18 protein-coding genes, 1 tRNA gene and 1 pseudogene are annotated in these 20,108 nt (G+C 63.4%); 11 read left to right on the top strand and 9 right to left on the bottom strand.

The features are described 5' to 3' along the window. The first annotated feature begins 26 nt into the window (after positions 1–26). Positions 27–1,145: a LacI family DNA-binding transcriptional regulator gene (locus tag SKP52_RS07740; RefSeq protein WP_228383859.1), complete on the top strand. Its 1,119-nt coding sequence runs from the start codon at positions 27–29 to the stop codon at positions 1,143–1,145. A 9-nt stretch (positions 1,146–1,154) separates the two neighbouring features. Here SKP52_RS07740 and SKP52_RS07735 read toward each other — a convergent pair whose 3' ends face one another. Further along, positions 1,155–2,351 carry a glycoside hydrolase family 6 protein gene (locus SKP52_RS07735; RefSeq protein ID WP_039573592.1) on the bottom strand — a complete coding sequence of 399 codons (1,197 nt, stop codon included), beginning with the start codon at positions 2,349–2,351 and terminating at the stop codon, positions 1,155–1,157. An 85-nt stretch (positions 2,352–2,436) separates the two neighbouring features. Between SKP52_RS07735 and SKP52_RS07730 the strand changes: the two are divergent. Continuing rightward, positions 2,437–2,760, top strand: a pseudogene (locus SKP52_RS07730) (pirin family protein); the annotation flags it as partial. A gap of 84 nt (positions 2,761–2,844) precedes the next feature. Here SKP52_RS07730 and SKP52_RS07725 read toward each other — a convergent pair. The 6 genes from SKP52_RS07725 to SKP52_RS07705 form a co-directional block, all read right to left on the bottom strand. Beyond that, positions 2,845–4,077 carry an MFS transporter gene (locus tag SKP52_RS07725; RefSeq protein ID WP_039573590.1) on the bottom strand — a complete coding sequence of 411 codons (1,233 nt, stop codon included), beginning with the start codon at positions 4,075–4,077 and terminating at the stop codon, positions 2,845–2,847. Between the two features lie 166 nt (positions 4,078–4,243). After that, positions 4,244–6,604 (bottom strand): TonB-dependent siderophore receptor, encoded by a 2,361-nt coding sequence (locus tag SKP52_RS07720; RefSeq protein ID WP_039573588.1) that lies wholly within the window; start codon positions 6,602–6,604, stop codon positions 4,244–4,246. Continuing rightward, positions 6,598–9,558: a beta-phosphoglucomutase gene (pgmB, locus tag SKP52_RS07715; RefSeq protein WP_228383912.1), complete on the bottom strand. Its 2,961-nt coding sequence runs from the start codon at positions 9,556–9,558 to the stop codon at positions 6,598–6,600. The genes SKP52_RS07720 and pgmB overlap by 7 nt, the downstream gene beginning before the upstream one ends. Before the next feature lie 131 nt (positions 9,559–9,689). Then, a complete protein-coding gene (locus SKP52_RS07710) occupies positions 9,690–10,685 on the bottom strand; it encodes a LacI family DNA-binding transcriptional regulator (RefSeq protein WP_039573586.1) in 996 nt (331 codons plus the stop codon). Between the two features lie 559 nt (positions 10,686–11,244). Further along, complete coding sequence (locus SKP52_RS26010) at positions 11,245–11,439, bottom strand: hypothetical protein (RefSeq protein ID WP_148309055.1); 195 nt, start codon at positions 11,437–11,439, stop codon at positions 11,245–11,247. 362 nt (positions 11,440–11,801) lie between these two features. Further along, the gene (locus SKP52_RS07705; protein ID WP_039573584.1) at positions 11,802–12,491 is read right to left on the bottom strand and encodes a hypothetical protein; all 690 of its coding nucleotides are present in this window, start codon (positions 12,489–12,491) and stop codon (positions 11,802–11,804) included. 306 nt (positions 12,492–12,797) lie between these two features. Here SKP52_RS07705 and SKP52_RS07700 point away from each other — a divergent pair, with 306 nt between their 5' ends. The 8 genes from SKP52_RS07700 (at position 12,798) to SKP52_RS07665 (ending at position 17,331) form a co-directional block, all read left to right on the top strand. Further along, positions 12,798–13,346: a recombinase family protein gene (locus tag SKP52_RS07700; protein WP_039573582.1), complete on the top strand. Its 549-nt coding sequence runs from the start codon at positions 12,798–12,800 to the stop codon at positions 13,344–13,346. A 172-nt stretch (positions 13,347–13,518) separates the two neighbouring features. Then, a complete protein-coding gene (locus tag SKP52_RS07695) occupies positions 13,519–13,746 on the top strand; it encodes a hypothetical protein (protein WP_148309054.1) in 228 nt (75 codons plus the stop codon). After that, the gene (locus SKP52_RS07690) at positions 13,743–14,030 is read left to right on the top strand and encodes a helix-turn-helix domain-containing protein (RefSeq protein ID WP_039573576.1); all 288 of its coding nucleotides are present in this window, start codon (positions 13,743–13,745) and stop codon (positions 14,028–14,030) included. The genes SKP52_RS07695 and SKP52_RS07690 overlap by 4 nt, the downstream gene beginning before the upstream one ends. A 406-nt stretch (positions 14,031–14,436) precedes the next feature. Continuing rightward, positions 14,437–14,676 carry a hypothetical protein gene (locus SKP52_RS26005; protein ID WP_148309053.1) on the top strand — a complete coding sequence of 80 codons (240 nt, stop codon included), beginning with the start codon at positions 14,437–14,439 and terminating at the stop codon, positions 14,674–14,676. Positions 14,677–14,856: 180 nt separating this feature from the next. Beyond that, complete coding sequence (locus SKP52_RS07680; RefSeq protein WP_039573572.1) at positions 14,857–15,801, top strand: hypothetical protein; 945 nt, start codon at positions 14,857–14,859, stop codon at positions 15,799–15,801. 182 nt (positions 15,802–15,983) lie between these two features. After that, a complete protein-coding gene (locus SKP52_RS07675; protein ID WP_039573569.1) occupies positions 15,984–16,472 on the top strand; it encodes a hypothetical protein in 489 nt (162 codons plus the stop codon). Then, positions 16,469–16,984, top strand: coding sequence for a hypothetical protein (locus SKP52_RS07670; protein WP_148309052.1), 516 nt, complete (start codon positions 16,469–16,471; stop codon positions 16,982–16,984). The genes SKP52_RS07675 and SKP52_RS07670 overlap by 4 nt, the downstream gene beginning before the upstream one ends. Beyond that, positions 16,981–17,331 carry a lysozyme family protein gene (locus tag SKP52_RS07665; protein WP_052207950.1) on the top strand — a complete coding sequence of 117 codons (351 nt, stop codon included), beginning with the start codon at positions 16,981–16,983 and terminating at the stop codon, positions 17,329–17,331. Before SKP52_RS07670 ends, SKP52_RS07665 begins: the two co-directional genes overlap by 4 nt. Here the strand turns inward: SKP52_RS07665 and SKP52_RS25205 are convergent. Together SKP52_RS25205 and SKP52_RS07655 are read right to left on the bottom strand one after the other, a co-directional pair. After that, on the bottom strand, positions 17,288–18,904 hold the full coding sequence (locus SKP52_RS25205) for a site-specific integrase (protein ID WP_148309051.1): 1,617 nt from the start codon (positions 18,902–18,904) through the stop codon (positions 17,288–17,290). The genes SKP52_RS07665 and SKP52_RS25205 overlap by 44 nt on opposite strands. Positions 18,905–18,919: 15 nt before the next feature. After that, positions 18,920–19,012: transfer RNA gene (locus SKP52_RS07655), tRNA-Ser, on the bottom strand. A gap of 243 nt (positions 19,013–19,255) precedes the next feature. Between SKP52_RS07655 and SKP52_RS07650 the strand changes: the two genes are divergently transcribed. After that, on the top strand, positions 19,256–20,020 hold the full coding sequence (locus tag SKP52_RS07650) for a DUF1134 domain-containing protein (protein ID WP_039580221.1): 765 nt from the start codon (positions 19,256–19,258) through the stop codon (positions 20,018–20,020). Positions 20,021–20,108: the final 88 nt, after the last annotated feature.

Below are 20,108 nucleotides of genomic sequence, written 5' to 3'. Positions count from 1 at the left end.
TACCGATTCTCGGTCAACGTTTACCGTTGTGCATCGACAGAAGTCAAGCGAGCCGCTATGAAGCATGGAATTACGCGCTATGGGGCAATATCGATCGGCCTGGGCGAAGACGGGAGGGGCAGATTTCCAAACGAACCACGATCGTCGACATCGCGCGCGTCGCCGGCGTCACGCCCAAGACCGTCTCCCGCGCTCTCAACGATGCCCCGCATGTGAGCAAGGCGGTGCGTCAGAAGGTCAAGGAAGCCGCGGCCGAGCTCGACTATCATCCCAATCTCGCCGCGCAGAGCCTGATCGCGCGGCGCTCCTATCTCATCGGCCTCACCTATGAGCGCCCGAGCCCCAGCTATGTCGTCGACCTGCAAAACGGGGCGCTGGGGCGTCTCGAGGACGGACGCTACCGGCTTGTGGTCCTCCCGTTCAATCATGTCGCGAGCCGGCCCGAGGAACTGGGAAGACTCCTGCTGCGTGCCGGGCTCGACGGCATTCTTCTCGCGCCTCCGGCCTGTGACCAGCCTGTGCTGCTCGACATGCTCGAACGGCACAAACTGCCTTATGGCCGGATCACTCCGCACAGCGAGCTAGACCGCGGCATCGTCGTCACGATGGACGAAGCGGCCGCAGGCCAGGCCGTCGCGGCGCACCTTCTGTCGATCGGCCATCGGCGCATCGGGATCATCCTCGGCGATCCGTCGCACGCAGCCAGCCTCGGCCGGATGGAGGGATATCGACGCGCATTCCGCAACGCGGGCGCGGCCATCGACGAGCGGCGGATCGTCACCGGCGACTTCACCTACGATGTCGGCTACCGCGCTGCGCGCGAGCTTCTCGCGCAATCCCCTCGTCCGACCGCCATTCTCGCACAGAATGACGATATGGCGGCAGCCGCCATCGCGGCGGCGCGCGATGTCGGACTTGCCGTGCCAGGCGACCTTTCGGTGGCAGGCTTCGACAATTCGGAGGTTTCGCGGACCGCCTGGCCGCAGCTCACGACCGTCAATCAACCGGTTCGGCAAATGGCATGGGACGCCGCCGATCGCCTTATCGCAGCCCTCGACGGGAAGAGCGATGTCTCCGAACCGCGGCGGCGCGACCATGCCCATGAATTGCTCGTTCGCGCCTCGACCGCACCGCCTGCCAACTAGGCGCACCTGTCATTCAGCTGGTAGCGGCGGCTCCGCCAGCTCGATCAGTTCGCGCGCCTGCGCCGGGAACCATTGCCCCGCAGGCGGGGCCTTGACGCCCCGTTCGGGGTCCGCCGGTCCCGCCGTTCCGCGCAGACATTCTCCGTCGGACTCTCCAGGCACCTTGATCCAGAGAAAGGCATCGACATAGGGGTTCCCGCTTTCAAGCGAAGGTCGCCTGCCCAGTCCCCGGCCCGGCGGATTGCACCAGACCTCCGCGTCGCGATATTTGCCGACGGGCGGTTTCCATGATCCCCTACCGTTGCGGCTTGTATCGATCACCGCATGCTTCTGACGCGATGGATCGCGCTTCAGCCCCGTTCGCACGAACAGGCGATCATAGGCTTTGTCGGTCGCCGCCCAGCTCTTCTCGTCATCGAAAACTGCGGGGCTATACTGGCTCGGACATTCGCGCGGATCGAGCCCGCCGCGCGTGATGAGGGCGATACAGTCACTGACCCAGCGTGCATAGGGAATGACCCGGTCATCGCGCTCGAAATTGGAAACATTGAGGAAGAAACCCGACACCTTGGCGACATCCGCCTTGACCAGCCGGCTGGCGATCTCGCCGGGCGCCAGCCAGCTGCTGCCGGTTCCATCGAGATAGATGCTGACCCCGGGTCGCTCGGCCAGAATCGCAACGGCGCTGCGCAGTTTCTCATATCGCTGCGCCGCTGCGCCCTCGTTCTTTCCCTCAGGCCGGCAGCCCTCGATATCGCCAGCGAGGGTGCGATGCCAAGGAATGACGCCGAGTCCGTCCGGCTCGAGAATGACGATAGTGGCGCGATCACCAATCCCGCGTGCGACCCCTAGGATCCATTCGCGGTAGGCCCTGCTGTCGGCGGCCCCACCCGCTGAATAGAGAGCGCAGTCGCGGTACGGAATATTGTAGATCGCCAGAACAGGGATATGCCCTTGGAGGAAGGCGCGACCGACAATGTCACGAGCCTTTTCTTCCACAACATCCGGCGAGCCATATGTGAGCCAAGACGCGGACGGGATTTTCGAGAGCCGCAAAGCAATCTCGCGATCCTGTTCTTCCAGTCTCTCGGCGGCGTTCGCGGTCGTGCTTCGGTTGTCGACAAAAAGCGCCGGCGCCTGGCCGAACGCTGGCGTTGCCAAAATCAATAGCGAGGTCATCGACACCGCGATCAAGGGACGAATCATCGAGGCTCCTCTCGCTCAAAGACCGGCGGCCCTGTCCGGAATTGCCGCTGCGGTTACCCGACCGATAGGCTTGCGCTGGCCGCGCGCGCCCCAATGGGGCGCGAAACCCTTTCCCAAGGGGGAACGCTCGGGAAAATTCGTGACGCTCGCCTCGGGCCACGACAATGACAATGACGCACTACCGATCCGCACCGACGCCCGTGCCGTCGGCGCGACCCTTCGCGCGGGTGAAACGGCGGAGTATCCGTTAGGCAGGGACCGCAGGGCATATCTTGTGCCCGCTACTGGCGCGATCCGGATCGACGATGTTCGCGTCAACGCCCGCGACGGCGCCGCGATCAGCGATCTGGACGTCATTCGCATCACGGCTATCGAGAACAGCGAGATCGTCCTCGTCGACGCCGCCTGAAAGTGACGGGAGCGCCGCTTCGGCTGCGCTCCCGCTCGGCGAGTCAAAACGACGATCCGCCTCAGATGCCGCTCCGCCCGGTCGCTATGCGGCGTCGACTAGCGCGATCCGGCGGCGGAGCAAAAAGAGCCCGCCCGCGAGCATCGCCGTCGGGACGAGCATCAGCGTGAAGGCGGTGCGCCCGTCGAAATGCGCGAAGAGCTGCCCCGTGATCAGCGAACCCGTTGTGCCGCCGAGCGCCGAAAAAATGACGACGAGCCCCATCAGCGGTGGATGTTGCCGGTTCGGCATCGCGCTCAGCATCACCGAGACGATCGTCGGATAAATCGGCGCGAGCGCAATCCCGATCAGCGGGAAAAGAAACGCGGCGACCGGCGCGTCGCGCCAGTTGTGGATCGCGCCCTGCGCGAGCCCATCGGCGAGCGGCAGCACGAGAAGGATCAACGCCGCAAGGACCGCAAGGCAGGTATTGAGCACCGGATACCAGTCGAAGCGCGCCATCACCGCGCCCGCTACGAACCGCCCGATGGCAAGGCATGCGGCGAACAGGCTGGCTGCCTGCACGCTCATTTGCGCGGGCAGGTGCAATACCTCGTTGTTAAAGGTCGGTAGCCAACTCTGGATGCCCTGCTCGATCAGCACAAAGACGAAAGCGCACAGGACAAAGACGAGGACGAGCGGCAGCGCGGCCAGCCGGAGCATCCGCGCAAATGCGGTTGCGCCCTCGCCCACCGGCTCATCGCCTTCGTGCAGGCTATGCTCTTGGACCGGCGCCGACAGCAGCAGGGCAAGCGCCAGCGCGGTGATCGCGCCCAGCACCCAATAGGCATCGAGCCAGCGAAGGCCCGTCGGATCGATGAAGGCGCTGAACACCCAATAGGAGGACAGCACCCCAACCATGAACATGCCCTCGATCAGGCTGGTCAGGCTGGCGTGCTTGCGCGGACTGTCGGTAACGAGGCCGATCATCGAATAAACGGCTACCTTGGCCACTGCGAAGGCGGCGCCGACCATTGCGAAATGCAGCCGCGCGATGTTGAAGCTGCCGAACAAGGGCATGACGATACAGCTGAGGATCGCGAGCATCAGGGCGCCGATCAGCGCATTGCGCAGGCCGATCCGCGGCAGATAGCTCGCCGTGGCGAAGGACACGACCGCGATGGTGATATCCTTGAAGCCTTCGAGCGTGCTGGCCTGCGGCTTGGTGACGTCGAAACTGGAAATCGACTGGAGGATCACCGTGCCGACGCTGTTGAGCAGCATCGCAAAGGCGGCATAGGTCAGGATAAGCGCGGCGATCAGTCGGGTGCGGGCCATATCTTGTCCTTTAGGCGAGACGGGATTGGATGTCTCGATCATGAGCGCGGCGGCGGATAACGACAGATCGGATACCGACCCCGCCTGCTCCCCCGAACAAGAAGGGGTGGCCGCGAAGAGGCCGCGGCCACCCAGTGAGGGAGTCAGGCTACCGAAGTCCCCAAGGTCAGAATTTATAGGCGGCGCTGAAACGGAACGACCGGCCGAGGATCGGCCGCGCGTTGACGACTTCGCTGCCGCCGCCGAGCTGGCGGGGGTCGCCCTCGGTCAGCCCGACCTTGTCGGTCAGATTGTCCGCGGTTACCGCAAAGCTGAGCGCCCGGTTCACATCGACGCTGATCCCGGCGTCGATCTTGAAATAATTGGGCAGCGACTGGACGTTCGCCGTGTCGGAGAAACGGTCGCCGACATAGGAGAAGGTCGAATAGAGCGAGACCTTGCCGTCATCTCCGAACGGAATGTCATAGGCGGGGGTCACGCGCCATTGCCACTTCGGCTGCCGCTGCACCCGGTTGCCCGACAGGTCGGTCGCCCCGCCATCGGTGAAGAAATCGCGATACTTCGCGTTCAGCCAGGTGCCCGAAAAGGCGATCGAAAAATTATCGACCGGCCGGATCTGACCTTCGAGCTCGACCCCCGTGCTGCGCGCACCGCCCACCGACGCGATCGGCGCGCCGTCGGTGATGACCGTCGTCGACAGGCCCTTGAACTTCGTATGGAACAGCGTCGCATAGAGCGAGACGAGGTCGGTGCGGACCTTTACCCCGCCCTCGAAATTGTCGACGCGCGGCGACACGAAAATCCCGTCGCGCAGATTGTCGAAGAAGGGGTTGGTGTTGCCGCGGTTGTAACGGACATAGGCGCCGACCGACGACGAGAAGTCGTAGTTGAGCCCCGCGGTCCACGACCAGGCGCCCTTTTTATATGCGATATTGCGGAAGGTGCCGTTCAGCACCGCGGTGCCATTGTCGTAGAGCGTGTCGGGATCGCCGTCGATGTCGACCGAGCTGTTGTTCTCGATCGTCCCCGTCGCCTTGTAATTCTGGTAACGGAGGCCTGCATCGAGCCGCAGTTCGGGCGTAATCTGAAACTCGTCGACCGCGTAAAAGGCATATTCGCGGCCGTCATAAGCGGCGTTGACGTTGAAGAACGAGCCTTGGGTATAGCCGTTGTTCGTCGCGACCTGCCCGTTGCCGAGGGTGAGGTCGAGCAGGCGGCCGTGGTTTTCCGCGGTCAGCAGGTGGACGTTGCCGAGGTTCCACTGATCGTTCGACGAGAAATCCGAATAATAGGCGCCGACGGTGAATTTGTTGTTTCCGCTGTCCCATTCGACCGCGAGGTCGTTGGTGAAATCCTCGATCTGCTTGCGCACGATCCAGGTGCCCGCGCGGATCACCTGCTGGCTTCCCGCCACGGCCTGACCGCCGTTCACATAGGTCAGGCTGCCGACCGTGCTGCCAAGCGAGGCGGCATAGGCGTCGGCGGTCGTCGCCGTGCTCGCGGGGACGAGCCCCGTTGTATCGGCATCCCCCTTCAGATAGCTCGCGCGATAGCGCAGCTGGAAACCGTCGCCGATCTCATAATCGAAATTGGTGCCCAGGTTGATGAGGTCGGCGCCGCGCCCGTCGGCCAGGTCGGTCCGCGTGCCGTCGGGCAGCACCGCAAGCCGGGTTTCGGGGCCCGCGAGGACGCCGGTGCCCGGATCGATATTGCCGAACTGGCGCACCTTGTCGCCGTCGCGGATCACCGGGATCGGCAGCAGCCACTGGCCGCGATCCTTGAGGTAGCGCGCAAAGACGAGGATCGATCCCTTGTTGAGATCGTGGCGGATATTGCCCGTGATCTGCCCGCCCTTTTCGGCGGTGAAGCCGGGGCTGCGAATACCCTCGCCGCTCGAATAATAGCCGCCGACCATGAAGCTGGTGTTTTCGCCGAACGGGCCCGACAGCAGCATGTCGCCGCGCAGGTCGCCATAATCGGTGATGCTCGCCTTCACGAGGCCCTCGAAATCGCGCCCGCCTTCCTTCTGGACGAAGTTGACGGTCAGGCCGGGCTGGCCGTTGCCGAACAGCGCGCCGGTGCCGCCGCGCACCGCTTCGACGCGCTCGATCGTTTCGTCGATGCGGATCAGCTGGGTGTTTTCGAGGAACGACAAGGTCGGCGGCGAGAAGAAGGGCACGCCCTGCACCGTCAGCGTGACGAATTCGGCGTCACCGCCCGACGGATAGCCGCGCACGAAGATGTTCGCGCCATTCTGGCCGCCCGAGCTTTCGGCCGACACGCCGGGGATGACCTTGAACAGGTCGGCGGTGCTGTTCGGCGCCGCGCGGTCGATCGCGTCCGAATTGATGCTGGTGATCGCGAAGGCCGCGTCCTGCCGATTGATGCCGCCGCCGGCGGTGCCGGTGACGACGATTTCGTCGTTCGCCGCCGCCGCATCGTCGGGCTGAGGCGCTTCCTGGGCGTGGGCCGTCATAGGCAGCACGAACAGCGCGATCGACGACAGCAGATAAGTCCGCTTCAACATGAGATTTCCTCCACTTTTCCTGTTCTGGTTGAAAGGCCCCCGCGCGCCGCCGTTTCCCGTTCTGACGACAGGATCCGGCCGACCGAAAGATCGCCTATGGCGGGGACGTTGAGGTCGGCATCGGGCAGCGCCTCTTCTGACCCGATACCAATAGCCACCATGCCCGCCGCATGGATGGCCGAAACTCCGGCGCGCGCGTCTTCGACCCCGATACAATCCTCGGGGGACAGGCCCATGCCCGCGGCACAGGCCAGGAAAATGTCGGGCGCCGGCTTCGCGTTGGGAACCGCGCCGGCGTCCGCGACGAAATCGAATTCGTCCGCGATGCCGAGCAGGCGAACGACGTCGGGCGCGTTGCGGCTCGCCGATGCGAGCCCGATTTTCAGCCCCGCCGCGCGGCACCCCGCGAACAGGTCGCGGACCCCGGAAAACAGGTTCGCCGGTGAATAGCCGGCCAGCCGGGCGCGATAGAGGTCGTTCTTTTCGGCGAGCATCGCATCGAAGGTGGCGGCGTCGACTTCTGCCCCCGCATGATCGAGGATCAGGCGCAGCGATCCCGCGCGGTCGACGCCCTTCAGCTGGTGATTGGTTTCGCGGTCGAACGCCATGCCGTGCCGGTCGGCGAGCATCTGCCACGCCTGATAATGATCCTCCGCCGTATCGGTCAGCACGCCGTCGAGGTCGAAGATCACGCCCTTCACCGTCGGCCGCGCAACAAAGACCGGATCGGCGCCGATCTGCAGCGGGCGGCCATGGTCGGTGATCGCGACCGCATCGCCCGCGACGAGCCGATAAGTGCAGCCCGCGCGGTCGACAGCGAGTTCGATCGTGCTGCCGCGCCAACAGAGGCGGAAGCTGTAACCCGCCCATTCGGCGGGAAGGACGGGGCTGAACGCGGGAACCACGCCGTCCAGCGCCAGCCCGCCCCAGCCTTGCGCGAGGACCAGCCAGCTTCCCGCGAGCGCCGCCATGTGCAGGCCGTGCGACGTGTTGCCGTGGCGGTCCTCGAGATCGACGAAGGCGCACTCGCGATAATGGTCGAGCGCCTTTCCGGTCTGCCCCAGCCGCGCCGCCATCGTCGCAAAGGCGACCGACGACAGCGTCGAGTCATGCGCCGTCACCTGTTCATAATAAGCGAAATTCCGTTCCTGTAGCGCGCGCGGCATCGGCACCAGGTCCATCGCCATCGCCTGCACGACATTGCCCTGCTTCGCGATCTGGTGGCGGAACAGGATCATCGGATGCAGGCCCATCAACAGCGGCCCGCGCTCGCCGAGCGGCTTCAGCCCCGCCAGCCGCGGGCGGCCGAGGAAGGCATCGTCCTGCGGGCTGACCCCGGCCGCGCCATCGACCGGCAGCCACATCGCGTCGGCCGCCTTGCGCCAGCCGGCAACTTCGGCGGCATCGAGCCCGATCCTTGCCGCGAGCGCGGCATAGTCCGCGGCCGCTTCGCCGCGCAGCCAGTCGGCGGTGTCGGCGGCATAGGCCAGATGGTGCCGGGCGATGGCATTGGTATAGAAATCATTGTCGACCAGCGCCGAATATTCGTCGGGGCCGGTGACGCCATAGATGCAGAAGGCGCCGCCGCGCCGTTCGTCGAAGGCGCCGATTTCCAGCCACATCCGCGCCGTCTCGAACAACATCTCGGCACAGCGCGCGCGAAACGCCTCATCGCCCGTCGCCGCGACATAGAGCTGCACGCCATGCGCGATGTCGCCATTGATATGATATTGCGCCGACCCTGTCGGATAGTGCGACGAACATTCACCGCCCGCAATCGTCCGCCACGGGTAAAGCGCGCCGCGCTTGTGCCCCATCGCCGCGGCATGCGCGCGCGCCTCACCCAGTTTTTCGATACGATAGGCAAGCAGGTTCTGCGCTTTTTCGGGCGCTTGCAGCGCCAGGACGGGAAGCATGAACGCCTCGGCATCCCAGAAATAATGGCCTTCATAGCCCTCGCCCGACAATCCCTTGGCTGCGATGCTGTGCGCGGCGCTGCGGCTCGCCGACTGGTGCAGCTGGAACAGGTTGAAACGCAGCGCGCGCGTCAGCGCCTCGTCGCCGTCGATCGCGAAACCGGCGCTGTCCCACAGGCGCTGCACCGCGCCGCGCTGGCGCTCGGCGATGGCATCGAAAGGCGCGATCGGTTCATCGAGCGTCGCGGGCGCGCCGCGCGCGCAGGCCAAAGCGACCACGCGGTCGATGTCGAGTATCTCGCCCGCGCCAAGATGGCGGCGCACGACATGACCGGCCTGCACCGCGGCGACCTGCGCGCCGGGGCTCACGACATGCTGGCGATAGGCAAGTTCGACGACATCCTGCCCGAACCGCGTCACGTCGGGCGTGTCGCCGGGCTGGGCCGGGCGCGGGGTCCAGTTCGATTGCAGACGGCCCGAAATGCGCGGATCGCCGGCATCATCGCCCTCGCCCGCCGCCTGCGCGCCATAGGTCAGCCAAGCCTGGACGCTCGCCGAAAAATCAACCGGCGTGATTGCGATCCGCGATGCAACGCACGCCGCGCCGTCGAGGGGCACGATGCGCTGCGTCGCGATATCGAGCAATTTTCCATCGCCCAGCCGCCAGCGCGACTGGCGGAGCAACCGTCCCTGCTGCAAGTCAAGTTCGCAGCCGCCGTCGACCATCTCGGCCTGCGCAAAATCGATCGGCGCGCCGTCGATATGCAGCCGCAGCAGCATCGGGCTCGGGCATTTGATGCGCGTGTCGGTCGCGGTCGCATAGCCGGGGAAACTTTCGTGATAGGCGATCGGCCGCGTCACGAAGGCGTCGGGCATGTAACAGGCAGGCGCCGCCGCCAGTTCGTCGGCCACACCTTCGACCCCGGCCAGGCCATTGGCGAGCGCGAACAGCGCATAGGACTGTTCGCCGGCCGCATCCGCGCCACGCAGAACGAGCCGCATCGTTTCCGAAGCCGTTTCGGGATTTGCCACCGTCATCCTCACCATCAGCGCGCAGGCTCATGCCGCGCGTCCTCGGATGCGATGTCCCGCAAAATGGTATCGATGTCAAGATATCGATACCATTTTGCGGTTCAAGCCACCCCGAGCGGCGCCTTCGCCAACTTGCGCTAACTGTCCCGAACGACCAGTTCGACCGGCATGGCGTGCGACACGACCCGCCGCCTAGCGACGAGATCGAGCACTTTTTTCGCCAGAAGTTCGCCACCAACGGCCCAATCCTGGCGGACGCTGGTGAGCTTGGGCGAAAAGATCGACGCGCCCGGCGAATCGTCGAAGCCGACGACCGACACATCGCCGGGGACCGTGAGGCCGCGCGCCGCCAGCGCCTCGATCGCCCCCATCGCGATCGCGTCGCTCGCCGCGAAAATGCCGTCGAAGCATTTGGCCCGGTCGAGCAGGCGGTTCACCGCCTCGCGTCCCGCCGCTGCGGTGAAGGCACAGGCAATCCGGTCGACGATGACAGCTTCGCTCCCTCGGAGCCCGGCCTCGAACCCGATCAGGCGGTCTTCGACCTCACCGTGCTGGGTTTCGCCAAGGAATATCAGCTCGCGGCGACCGCGACCGAGCAGATAATCGGCGGCGATCCGTCCACCGTCGCGATTGTCGCTGCCGACGACGATACGCCCCGGCGGGCCGTGCGCGGCCCCCCACACGACATAGGGAAGCCCCATCGCCTCGATCGCCGCCGCCGCGTCGTCATGCACCCCTTGCCCCAGCAGGATCACGCCGTCGATCGAGGGGGGATGTTCGGCAAACAGGTCGATCGTGGTCAGCACCATATTCTGCCCCGCCGCGGTGAGTTCCTGCATGATGCCGCCAAGCAGCGATAACGGGTAGGGTTCGCTCATCAAGCGGTCGTGCGATGGCGCCATTTCGATGACCACGGCAATCGTCCGGGTGCGTTGCTGCCGAAGATTGCGCGCCGCGACGTTGAGCCGGTAACCCATGCGCTCGGCGGTTTCGCGGATCAGCGCGCGTGTGCTTTCCTTGACCGTCGAATGGTTCGATAGGGCCCGCGAAACGGTAATTTTCGCAACACCCAGCTCGCGCGCGACATCGGCCATCGTCGGCCGCGCGCCCTCATTGAGTTTGCCTTTGTTCAACCGCGGCTCCCCACGGCGATTGATTGTGAGGAATCGGTATGCTGAGCCATGGGGCACCCCTAACGCCCGACGGCCGGTTTTCACAAGCGGCTTTGCAGCCCAGCCATATGTGCTTCGGGGGTTTCAGTCCGGCTAACGCACCCGCTTTCAGATTGCGAGGCCGCGGCCTTTACGACAGCTAAGGGGGCGAGTGCTGAGGCTTTATCCCGACTTCAACGAACGGCGGCTTTCAGGTACCCGCACTTTCGCCATCTACGGCCGACACCAGGCGCAAAGCTGTCATTCGGAACCCAACTTCATATTCACCCAAATGGCACGGCGATTTTATCGCAAATAGGAAGCTGCAAAGCGGGTTCACAGCAGAGCGCCCATTCCTCCCTCATCACGCGGGGCTTGCCGAGCAGTTTTCCGCGGCGATCGGCCGCCTCGGTCCTGTCGGCGACGAGATGCGCGAACGCGGCCTCGGCGATTTCGCCTTGACAGTTGGTCTCCTCGCTGACTCAGTCGCGGAAGGACGAACGGAAGCCGTGAGACGTGTACGGCTGCTTCCGCTCCTTCATCAACTTGCTGAGCTATTGTCGGAGAGCGGCAGACCCTTCTTGCAGCTCGCTTCCCGATCTCCGAGTTCGGCACAGCGCTCGACGATCGCGATCGCACGGGCGCGTAGCGGCACGACATGCTCGCGGTTCGCCCTCATCCGGTGCGGCGGGATGGTCCCGAGCTTGCGCTCCAGATTAAACTCTTCCCAGATCACGCCGCGCACCTCGCCCGTTTTGCGCCGCTTTTATGGACTATAAGATAAAGGCCGCCGCCATTGCCGTGGCGGCCCGGGCGCGACGCCCTTCGGATCGAGAAGACGGAAAGCCTGTTCAGTTGGGTCCGGACCGCAGAGGATGCAGAGACACGAATCGCCCAGCAAGCCCTAGAAATCCTTGGGATTTTCTCGGATCGCTTTGGACGTTTGGGCATAAAAAGGTGGCGGAGACGGAGGGATTTTACCCACGTCTCGTAAAATCAAACACTTAGCGAAGGCCATGTGCTACGCGATGTGCTGCATTGTGTAGCAGCCGGGCCAAGCCACGGCAAGCCCGCGGCCTTCTCGCGAACCTTTTGCGGTCAATGAGGACTGTACAACCAGTTCCTCGGGTTGAAGGAACGCATCTGCTCTACCAACCCGGCCGCCACATCGCTGGCCAGTCCCTCGGCTTCATCGAAGTGGCCATCGCGGATTAGGGGGTACAGCGTCGAAAAATACCCTTGGACGCCCACAAGATAGTTCTCGGCGTTCAATACATCGGGACACCGCAACACCGGGAACCCTTCCTTTTCTAGTGTAAGAAATACACTATCAGCATTAGCGGCGAGAACAGTCAGGTCGCGGGCGTAATCAAGCATGAACGATTTGAGGCGTCGATCTTTCGAGACGGCGTCCGCTATCGCCTTTCCTTGATTAAACGCCGCCCGTATTCGGGCCGACCGGGTGGGAGGAGGTGGCGGCGGTGGGGTCTTTTTTCTTGGCCATACTACCACCAACACGCCGCTTGCGAGAGCGACCAATCCCACTATCTGCATCCAAGGGATCAAGGCCCAATTCTGCCGCAGCCAATCGAGCGCGTTGTTTAGGACCCAAGCAGCAGTCTCATTCGCCAGAAAGAGACCTGCGGCGACTAGCAGGCCGGCTATTGTCAGCCGCTTTAGGCCAAAGCGCGCGGGAGAGGTTGCCGTCGCCTGCTCCTCTGGGGGACTGTTCTTATGCCCTTTACCAGCCATGAAATAGATCGCCCCCGAATGCCCGCCGAAGAACATATAGAGGCCATCCCGGCCAAGTGCTAGTGGGCGGCCAATCGAAAATCGGTATCCTCATCCGAGGGGGCAACTCTGACCATCTGTGAGCGCGGTTCCCCCCGGTGGGGTACCCCTGGGCTGCCACAGCGCGCGCGGCGATTGAAACCGATCCATGCCTATAGTCTGTCCGAGGCGACCCGTATCAAATGGGTAAACCGATACGAGACAATGCGGCGAGACACATTCCCCGTCTCAATAGGGTTGACATATGGATTTGCGAGACATATTGCCTCACCATCTAGAGCCTATTGAGACAAGGAGGATTATATGGCGACAATCGGATATGCTCGCGTCAGCAGCACCGATCAGGATTGCGCGATACAGGAGGCCGCGTTGCGCGCTGCCGGGTGTGACCCGATACGATCGGAGAAGATGACGGGCACAACCACACAGGGCCGCGACATGCTGGAAACCGTGCTCGCCTTCCTACAGTCCGGGGACACATTGATGGTTACCCGCATTGACCGCCTCGCCCGCAGCGTTGCCGATCTGGAGAGCATTGTAGCCCGAATCAAAGAGCGGGGCGCCTTCCTGCGCGCCACCGAGCGGCCCATCGACACGTCAACTCCAGCGGGTAAAGCGTTTCTGCAAATGCTCGGTGTATTCGCAGAGTTTGAAACCGCGTTGCGCCGGGAGCGGCAAATGGAGGGCATTGCCAAGGCGAAAGCTGCCGGGGTCTATCGTGGCCGTAAGCCGTCTGTGGACACGGAGAAGGTCCGGGCGCTCAAGGCGGAAGGCATGGGACCTAGTGCCATCGCTGCCGAGCTGGGGATAGGCCGGGCGAGCGTGTACCGGGCTCTCGGCCAGTCCGAGTAGCCTACCCACTCACCGACCGCAAACCGCGATCTCGTCGCGTGACAGGTTCAGTTCTAACCGGGTCCATCAAAAGCGACCCTGTTTTTTGTCCCGTAACTGCTCGCTATCCAAGCCCTGCAAACACGCCAATGGGGGCGGGAGCACAGGAGTATTTATGTCGAGGGAACAGTTGATGACCAGCGCGCTGCGGTATCTGGATCGGGAAGGCAGCATGTCCGCAAGCGACATCTGCTTTTTCGCCGGGGCGGACCCGTGGCTGTATGCCCGGCTTTGTAACAAGGAGCCGTGCAGCGCCGCCGAATTGGACGCGGCCCTGCCTCATGTCCTCAACCAGCTCGACGCCGTGATTGCCAAGCTTACCAAGGGCCGCGCGGCACTCGCACAGGCGGTGCCCGCATGAGCGCCCTCCTAAGCCCTTCGATGCTCGCTAAACGGTGGGGCGTGAGCACTACGCTAGTGTATGAGATGTTGAACAGCGGGGACCTCCCCGGCTTCCGCCTTGGTGGGAAGCTATGGCGCATCCATTTGTCAGACGTGGAGGCCCGGGAGAACACCGAGAACCGCCCCGCCCCCGAGGCGATCGTCATCATCGAGCATAAGCCGGAACCACTCGTGGACCGCAGGGACGAGATTAGGGAGCGCCGAAACCAGACCCGCATCGCAAGGATGATAGGCGAAGGCTAGACCCCGCTCAAACTGGACCTGTTGAGGCACTCGTCATCGCGACGGGTGCCTTTTTGTTGGGAGACAGGCCAAAGGAAACTGCGGGTTTCCGAATTGATACCGCCCTAACAATAGAACTTTTCCAAGTCTGAATTGGAAGTGTTCGACCGGCTTAGTCCTGCTGCGCTCTCCTGTGCGCCGGGATTTCCTCGTGGTCCCTCGGGCCAATTTCGGGTGAGCAGCCTCCTTCCAACCTACGTGCCCGACGTGGTTGTCCCGGCGCCGGGAGGAGGCTGCTCGTTCCGACTGCCCTGTCCGTGCTGGCGCCCCGCCGTGCCTGCTCGAAACCCTGAAACGTGCCCGGGCAAGCGCGAGGAATACCTATCTCGAATAACGTACTTTTTTCAATCAAGCCGAAAGGATCATCATGGCTACCCCCGATACCTTCGCGGTTTCGGCGCGGGGTGTCGCTGCAATCCAGCACAGCCCCGCCGTGATCGAATATTTCCAGACCAACTCCAACCGCATGGCTGCTTTCCGCTACATGGTAGACCTCTTAGAAATCCCGCACCCAGCATGGGCGCTACGAAAGCTAAGTGGTCGTGCCGCACAGCATAAAGAAGCCGTGTCTCGGTTCCGTGCAGATAGTCCTCATGCCCGCCCGTGATCCAGCAGGTGACGCCGCGGCTCTCTCCGACACCAAGACACAGCTCGGAATTATTCACGGGCCGTCCCCTCATTGGGGGGACTGGAACCTCACCGGCCCTGCCTCCGAGCATAAGGCTATGATGGCCCGGTTTCTCAGCGACCACCCCGATATGAACCAGCCGTGGGACTACGGCCCAACGTGACCGATCGCCCGCTTCTTCCCAAAGGGATCAGCCACGACGCTGACCTGTCGGGAATGACGCCGGGGGATCGGCAGCGGCACCATACGCAACAGCTCCGGCAGGTCGCCTTTTATAAGGGCAAATCCGGCGTTGACGCGTACAAAGAACAGCATCCCGAGGCTGCCCGGCTCCGGGTCAATCTCACCGCCCTGGCCTATGCCCAGAAGCCAGCGGGCTACGGTGACGCCATCGTCAATATGGTGGGTCAATGGTTCGACAGCGACACAGCCTTGGCTGCAACGAACAAGGCCGATGTTGAGAGATTGAACGACCGGCTGGAGGCAGGCAGATTTGACCCCAGCTCCCATTTCAGCAAGCCCATGTCACCGACGCTACGAAAGCGGATCGCTGCATTGTTTGAGCAGCGTGGAGCTACCTTGCCGCCTACCTGCAAATCCCCGTCCGCTGTGAAGCGAGCTGTAAGGATTGCCCGTGGCGGCAGCATCCTCGCCGCTACACCCTTCGCCGGAATAGGGAGCCGCACCAGCGACACCCTCACTATCGGGCAGCGCACCTTCGCCATTGCCCGCCACGGTGCCCACGATTGCATCCGGGTGACGGCAGAGGGCAAAACACAGCGCGTCTCGCTCGCGGTGGTCGAGGTTATCCTGTCGGGCCTTTCGGAAGGCGGGGGGCAACCTGCTCTTACTACTACTTGTAGTATAGCAGAACTTGTCCAAACGCCGGAAATCGACCCTCCCGACCCCTTGGCGGACACAATCTGCGGCAGAACCTGTCCAGCGTCAGAGGCAATAGAGTCGTCTGCGGCAGATCTTGTCCAAATGCCCGAGCCGCCAACCCTTTCCGACCGGATAAGGGCACTCGCTGCGGAGCGGGATGCTCCCATTCCCCTACCCTTTACCGGCCGCGACCCCTTGGAGATTACCACTGACGATCTTTAAACCGATCGACCCCGACGAGTTCTTTGCTCGCATCCGGGAGCGGCTCGCCACCTATCCCCCACCGTCACCGCCTCGCGGCCCGGCAGGCTGGGGCATCCCGTGCGGCCACCGCACTCGACGACCCGAAATTGAACTTCTGACGCGAGGCCCTGCCCGCGCGAACACCACAAGGAAATCCACATATGACCACCGACATCAACACCATCGCCGCCGAGCTGGAGGCAGCCAAGGCCGACCTCGCACAGTGGGAGCGCCTCACCAGCGCCGCCGACCGCTTGAAGGCCCTGACCGTTTCGTTTGACCAAGCTCGAATCGCACAGGCGAAGGCCGACGAAGCTGCGGCGAAAGAAGCAGCGGAGGCCCGCTTCAAGGGACTAACCAATATCCGCGTCACCAGCAGCGGGGGCGGCGGCGTCCTTAGCCAGCAATTCCTCATCCGCTGGACAGCCCCGGTTTACGATATGTATTCGATGGCAGCCGTTCCCCAGCCGCACGAGCGCCCGGGCTTCGAGACGATCCCGGATAACGTGCTGGCCTTCCTCATTGAAAGGCACCCGGAGGAAATTCCCGCCGCGATTATGGCGCTCGCACCGGGCGACCCGGCTGCGGCAATGTCCGAGTATTTCCGGGCACGGCAGCGGGGCTACGTGAAGGGCACGGCAGCCGAATGAGTTTGACCCGGAAAGACGGCGCCAAGGTCGCGGCTGGACTGCTGGAGATCAGAGGCCGCGGCCATGATGCCTCCGCTGTGCAGCGGGAAGCCGCCATGCGTATGCGTAACGGCACCCCGGCGAAAATCGCTTTCGCCGCCGCGTTCGACAACTTCGTGGCGACGACGCCTAGCATGGGCGCCTCCATTCGACAGGTAGGCCGGCTGATCGAAGCCAGCAGCTTGGGAACTGTCGCGCGCTACAATGTCGCCCTACGCCAGTATCTTGAAACCGGCGACGACAGCGCCCTCGCCGCAATGGTCCCCACGATGGTCAAGGACGCCACCGACCTTGCCCGCCGTACGGGAGAAGCCGTGCCGGAGTTTGGGCCGGAGGTGGATGAGATAGTCGCCGCCAACGCCCCGGCGCCCCCGCCCCCAACCGATGTGTACGTCAACAGCTCGCAGGCCCGCCCTGCGTCATTCCAATTTGCGGCGCCCGAAACCGCCCCTGCACCCCAAGGAAATCTATGAACGAAATCAAAGCTGCGATCCGACAAGCGGAGAGCAGCGGTAACGACAACGCCCGTAACACGCGGTCCTCCGCAGCCGGGCGCTATCAGTTCACCGACGACACTTGGCTTGTCACCTACGCCAAGGAGTATGGACGGACGGGAGAGACGCGCGAGCAAATCCTCTCCAAGAAGTTCAACCCGGCCTATCAGGATCGTCTGATGGGTCGCCTCACCAAGGACAACCAGAGCTTCCTCCAGCGCCGCGGCCATGCGGTGACGAAGGAAACCACGTACCTCGCGCACTTCGCCGGGGCCGATGGAATTAGACGGGCGAGCGAAACGCCGGGGGCGGAGCCGGAGGAGTGAAGCCGGGGATGCGGTAGCGGTCCATCGCCTCCACCAGAGGGTGAAGCGGATAGGACAGCCCTCCGTAGTCGTCGGCAATGTCGCCCGTATCGTGCCCGGTAATCTCATTCTGGACGTCGGGGGCAATCCCAACCTGCCGCGCGTAATGCTTGAAGCTGTGGCGGAAGGAATGAAATGTCACACGCTTGTCCTCGATCTTGGCTTTGGTGCGAAGCCAGCGGCCGTACCATTTCGACCATGCCGCTGTGCGGGTGCCGTCCCGGTCGGGGTCGAGATCGGGGAACAGCCATTTCTCCCCTGCGACACGGAGGCTATCGACATAGCGCAGGAAGCCGAGCCGGATGAGTTCAGGATGCACCGGCACCCGCCGAATGCTCCCCGCGTTCTTCACGGTAAGGCCGTCTGCTCCATCCTCCACGATGCGAAACACGGTAGCGACGGCTTCACCGTCACCCGCCGCGAGATATGTTTCCGGCCCTATGTCGGTCAGGCGAAGCTGCCCCAGTTCCTCCAGCCGCGCCCCGCTGTAGAGGGATAGCAGCGGCAACCAGTAAGCCGCCTCCCCCTTCCCGGCGACGGGGCGCTCATCCGCCGACCATACAGCGGAGCCGAACAGCGCCGCCAAATGATCCCGCTCATAAGCGATACGGGACTTGGCGCGCCCCTTCCCCGGCTTGATCGAAATGCCGTCGCAGGGGTCCGCCTTGATTATCCGGCTGGCGAGCGCGTAGCGGATGACGGCTCGCAATAAGTTCAGCTTGTTATTGCCTGTGGCCGGGGCAACCCCGGACGCGACAAGCTGCTCCTTATAGGCTTGGACATGATCGGGAGTGACAGCGCCGATGGCCACGCCCTTCGTCAGCGTGTCGAACTCCGCGATAATCACCCGCGTCTTGCGGAGCGTCTTGGAGCGCGGCCCCTGCTCCGCAGCCCACTTGTCCACAATGTCAGACATGGATTGCGCCGCCGCGCCCTTGGGAGCCTCTGTGGTGACCGGCTGCGGATCGGGCCGGGCAGGACGCCACTTGCCATCTAGAGCAGCCTGTAGCGCGCCCAGCCGAACCTCGTGGTCATAGAAGGGCAACCACGCTTCGACCTCACCGGAGAGCACCCCCTCATGGCGCTCCATTTCCTCTTGCCGCTCCTCATACCATTCGCGGAGTCGGCCAGCTTCAAAGGCTTCGCGGCGCTCACTTTCAACCCGCCGCGCCGCGCGCCCAATGTCAGGGGTTTTGGAATAGACCCGCTTGGTTGGTTCGGGGGCTGGAGGTTCGCCGCCCACCTTCCCGGCAATCTCTGCGCGCATAGCCTTGAACTCTGCCGTCAGCTTCGCCCACGCTTCGTCCCGAAGCTCGCGAGCCTCTTGCGGGTCAGAAGTGCCGAGCGCCCGGACGATCATCTGCCGCCCACCGTAGGCGTCGATCAGATCAACAGGGATACGGCGACGAATCGAATAGCGCCCGTCCCGGCGAAGCAATCCAGATGGCATGTCGTTCTCCGTGTCATGTGTTACAGACATCGGCAACAACAGCTTCCCAAGGGGTTGATTTTCGGCCTTTTCCAGCAAACCCAAGGGCTTGAAAGAAGGTGGCGGAGACGGAGGGATTCGAACCCTCGGTACCGGATTTACCAGTACGACGGTTTAGCAAACCGTTGGTTTCAGCCACTCACCCACGTCTCCGCATGGCCTGTCGCGCTAACGACAGTCTGGCCTAGGCGGGTCGCTATAGCCATGCACTCCGCGCCCCGCAACGGCAAAGATTGCGCAATTTTCGGGTCAGAGCAGGCATTTCGTCGTCTCGGTGATTCGGTCTGGCGTAAATTCGACTCAAGTCATCGCCGGTTCATTGCTCGCGCGCGAAAGCGAGTCATGATTAACGTAGAATATGGCGCGCGTGCGTCGCTTGATCTTTGGGGGTCCAATATGCGCAAAACGTTCACCAGCCTTGCCTTGGCAGCAATGGCATCGCTCGGCCTCGCGCTGACGCCGCTTCCGGCAGCCGCTCAGATGCGCGAAGTCGATCCCAACAGCACGACGATCGATTATGATCTCAACAATCCCGCGCCGCCGGCGCCCAGCGATTCGACCGCCGGCACATCATATGACAGCGACCTCGCCACCGGCGACCAGCAGATCAGCGAGACGCCGCCCGTGGACGCCGCCCCCGCCGACGCCTCGGCCACCGACGTCGCTGCGGGCCCTGGATCGACGTACAAGAAGGACGATCTGATCGGCGCTGCCGAGGGAGTATTCGGCAAGGGTGCGCAGGGCCTCGCCGGGTTGATCGAGGACATATTGAAAAAGCAGGGCGAGCCCAACGCCTATATCGTCGGGCGCGAGGCCGGCGGCGCCTTCGTGCTCGGCGTGCGTTATGGCTCGGGGACGTTGCACCACAAGATCGAGGGCGAACTGCCCGCTTACTGGACAGGTCCGTCGATCGGCTTCGATGCCGGCGCCAACGCCGGTAACACCTTTGTCCTCGTCTATAATCTGTTCGACAGCGAGGATCTTTACAAGCGGTATCCAGCCGGCGAAGGCGCCGCCTATTTGATCGGCGGCTTCAACGCGAGCTACCTGCGCCGCGACGATGTCGTTCTGATCCCGATCCGCGTCGGCGTCGGCGCACGGCTTGGCGTGAACGCCGGCTATATGAAGTTCCGCAAGAAGCAGAATTGGGTTCCCTTTTAACGAACAACCCGTTTTCACCGGGGCGATAGCCCGCGCTTCGGCGCGGGCTTTTTCTTTTTGCGGGTGATATCGTGCCAGCTCGTCTAAG

Origin of the sequence: Sphingopyxis fribergensis, from assembly GCF_000803645.1 — a bacterium.
Classification (GTDB): Bacteria; Pseudomonadota; Alphaproteobacteria; order Sphingomonadales; family Sphingomonadaceae; genus Sphingopyxis; species Sphingopyxis fribergensis.
The sequence above is the reverse complement of the archived record's forward strand: the minus strand, read 5'-3'. Positions and strand labels throughout refer to the sequence as shown.